Genomic DNA, 3,206 nt, shown 5'->3' on the forward strand with positions numbered 1-3,206 from the left:
CAGCCCGGCCGGCCGGGCCCCCGGGCCGAGCCCGACGCCGAGCCGGACGCCCCCGCCGATCCCGTCGCCGACGGTCCGGCCCACCCCGACGCCGACCGCGACGCAGGTGGACCGGTGCGGCGCGCCGGAGAACCCGTTCGGCTACACCTACTGCGGCGGCTCGCTGGTCCAGCAGCCGGCGCTGGACGTGTGCCGCTACTTCGTCTGCGTCGACGGGTTCTGGGCGGGCGAGGGTTACCTGATGCGGTGCGGGGACGGCACCGTCGGCATGGTCGGCGGCCCGTACGGCTCCTGCCCGGACCGGTCGGGTCGGAAGGAACCGGTCTACGGGGTGGCGCTGCACGGCCGTCCCACCCCTGCGGTGACCGCCGGACCTGTCCTTGTCCCGAAGCGGTACGACCTGCTCTGATGGGTGGCCATGGGGGAGCCCGAGGTGCACCGCACCGTCGAGGCGGTGTGGCAGATGGAGTCCGGCCGGGTGATCGCCGGCCTGACCGCGATGCTGCGCGACATCGGCCAGGCCGAGGAGTTGGCGCAGGACGCGCTGGTCGCCGCGCTGGAGCAGTGGCCGCGCGACGGCGTACCGGCCAACCCCGGCGCCTGGCTGATGACCGTCGCCAAGCGGCGGGCGGTCGACGCGCTGCGCCGCCGGCAGACCCAGGACCGCAAGCTCGCCGAACTCGGCCGTGACCTCGGCGACGAGGAGTTCAGCCCGGACTTCGACGCCGCCCTGGACGAGCCGATCGAAGACGACCTGCTGCGGCTGATCTTCGTCGCCTGCCACCCGATCCTCGCGCCGCACGCCCGGGCCGCGCTCACCCTGCGGCTGCTCGGCGGCCTGACCACCGGCGAGATCGCCCGTGCCTTTCTGGCCTCCGAGCCGGCGATCGCCCAGCGGATCACCCGCGCCAAGCAGACCCTCGCCGCCGCGCACGTCCCCTTCGAGGTCCCCGCGCCGGCGGAGCGCGCCGAACGGCTCGCCTCCGTGCTGGAGGTCATCTACCTGATCTTCAACGAGGGCTACTCGGCCACCGCCGGCGACGACTGGATGCGCCCGGCGCTCTGCGCGGAGGCGCTGCGCCTGGCCCGGGTCCTTCAGGGGCTGATGCCCGAGGAGGCGGAGGTGCACGGCCTCGCCGCGCTGCTGGAGATCCAGGCGTCCCGCACCGCCGCCCGCACCGGCCCGCACGGCGAGCCGATCCTCCTCAACGACCAGGACCGCAGCCGCTGGGACCAGTTGCTCATCCGCCGCGGGCTGGCCGCCCTCGACCGGGCGCGGGCGCTCGGCGGGGACCCCGGCCCGTACGCCCTCCAGGCGGAGATCGCCGCGTGCCACGCGCGGGCGCGTACACCCGAGGAGACCGACTGGGCGCGGATCGCCGCCCGCTACGCGGAGCTGGCCCGGGTCGTGCCGTCGCCGGTGGTGGAGCTCAACCGGGCCGTGGCGGTCTCCTTCGCCGACGGCCCGGCCGCCGGTCTGGAACTGGCCCGGGCCCTGGCCGACGAGCCGGCGCTCGCGCAGTACCACCTGCTGCCCAGCGTGCTCGGCGACCTGCTCGCCAAGCTCGGCCACCACGACGAGGCCCGCGCCGAGTTCGAGCGGGCGGCGTCGCTCACCGGCAATGCCCGGGAGCGGACGTTGCTGCTCGACCGGGCAGCCGCCTGCGCCCCGCTGAAAAAATCTTGAGCCGTCATGTCGGATCCGGGTCGACCCGATCGACGCGTCAGTGAGAGCCGATCACGACGAGGGGATCGAGATGACCAGTACGACAATGCCGCGGGCCGGGGTGACCCGGACCGTGCCGACGCGGACCCTGCTGGCCGGCGCAATCGCCGCCGGACCGGTGTTCGGGGTGGTGGCGGCGGCGCAGGTGCTCACCCGGGATGGGTTCGACCTGAGCCGACAGCCACTCAGCCTGCTCGCCCTGGGCGAGCTGGGCTGGATCCAGATCGCCAACTTCGTCGTCTCGGGGCTGCTGTCCCTCGCCGGCGCCGCCGGGATGCGGCGGGCCCTGGGCGGCACTCCGGCCGGTACGTGGGGGCCGGCGCTGGTGGCGGTCTTCGGGATCGGGCTGGTGGTGGCCGGGGTGCTGGTCTCCGATCCGAGCATGGGCTGGCCGGCCGGTGCCCCCGAGGGGGCGCCGGAGACGCTGAGCTGGCACGCCGTCGGGCACGGCGTCGGGGCGATGCTGGCGTTCGGGTCGGTGACCATCGCCTGCCTGGTCTTCGCCCGGCGCTTCCTGCATTCACGGCAGCGCGGCTGGGCGGCGTTCTCGGTGCTCTGCGCCGTGGCGACCGTGGTCGTGATGGCCTGGCCGGATCAGGACAGCATCAGCATCCGGCTGGCCGTCGGCTCGGCCGTCATCTTCGGCTGGCTCTCCGCCGTGTCGGTTTCCATCCGTTCGCACATCGCCTGAAAGACATCCCAGGAGCTTGAATGTCAAGCAGCAGCCTCGCCGAGGTGGTGGGACCAGGCGGTCGCCTCGTTGTATGGGGTGCCGGTTTTGAGGCATCCGTGCAGGATGCCGACGAGCCGGTTGGCGAGCTGGCGCAGTGCGGCGTTGTAGCTGGCGCCGCGGGCGCGTTGCCGGTCGTAGTAGGCGCGGGCGCCCGGCGAGGCTTTCAACGCGGAGAACGCCTGGGTCATCAGGGCGTCGATGAGCCGGTCGTTGTGCACGAACCGGGCGGCGACGGTCTTCTTCTTGCCCGATGCGCGGGTGATCGGGCTGGTAGCGGCGTAGTTCTTGCGGGCCTTGGCCGAGGCGTAGCGGCCGTGGTCGTCGCCGAACTCTGCGAGCATCCGGGCGCCGAGGACGGCACCCAGTCCAGGCTGGGACAGGATGGTCTCAGCGTCCGGGTGCCGGCCAAAATGGGCCTCGACCTGCCCTTGCAGGGCCTTGACCTGCTCGTTGAGGGTGACCAGCAGCGCGACCAGAGCGCGCACGGACGCGGCGTAGGCGGCAGTGACCACGGCCGGCTGGCCGAGGTGCTCGGCGCGCAGAACGGCCTGGATCGCCGTGGCCTTGGCAGCGATGTCGCGGCGGCGGGCCCGTTTGAGGGCCGCGCTGATCTGCGCCAGGCTCAGCTTCGCCGCGCTCGCCGGGTCGGGTGCCTTCGCGAGCAGTTCCAGGGTGTCGGCGGCGTCGAGGTCCTCGAAGGCGGCCAACGCGGCGGGGAAGTACTCCCGCAACGCGTGCCGCAGCCGC

At 73.5% G+C, this 3,206-nt stretch carries 3 protein-coding genes and 1 pseudogene; 3 read left to right on the plus strand and 1 reads right to left on the minus strand.

Annotated features, from left to right (window positions below; genetic code table 11):
• From DKL51_RS35310 to DKL51_RS28755, 3 genes and pseudogenes are all read left to right on the plus strand, one after another.
• Positions 1-409: pseudogene (locus DKL51_RS35310) on the plus strand (hypothetical protein); the annotation flags it as partial.
• Between the two features lie 9 nt (positions 410-418).
• Complete coding sequence (locus tag DKL51_RS28750; protein WP_124812764.1) at positions 419-1,687, plus strand: RNA polymerase sigma factor; 1,269 nt, start codon at positions 419-421, stop codon at positions 1,685-1,687.
• Positions 1,688-1,757: 70 nt separating this feature from the next.
• Positions 1,758-2,417, plus strand: a complete 660-nt coding sequence (locus DKL51_RS28755) for a DUF998 domain-containing protein (protein ID WP_124812765.1) — start codon at positions 1,758-1,760, stop codon at positions 2,415-2,417.
• A 23-nt stretch (positions 2,418-2,440) separates the two neighbouring features.
• Here the strand turns inward: DKL51_RS28755 and DKL51_RS28760 are convergent.
• Positions 2,441-3,206: transposase (locus DKL51_RS28760; RefSeq protein WP_148097739.1), on the minus strand; the 766-nt coding region annotated here is incomplete at its 5' end.

Source organism: Micromonospora globispora (assembly GCF_003857015.1).
In the GTDB taxonomy this organism is placed as follows: domain Bacteria; phylum Actinomycetota; class Actinomycetes; order Mycobacteriales; family Micromonosporaceae; genus Micromonospora; species Micromonospora globispora.

Excerpts from the sequence above, each read along its gene's own strand:
- DKL51_RS28750 (WP_124812764.1), top strand. The coding sequence starts at position 419 with ATGGGGGAGCCCGAGGTGCACCGCACCGTCGAGGCGGTGTGGCAGATG.
- DKL51_RS28755 (WP_124812765.1), top strand. The coding sequence starts at position 1,758 with ATGACCAGTACGACAATGCCGCGGGCCGGGGTGACCCGGACCGTGCCG.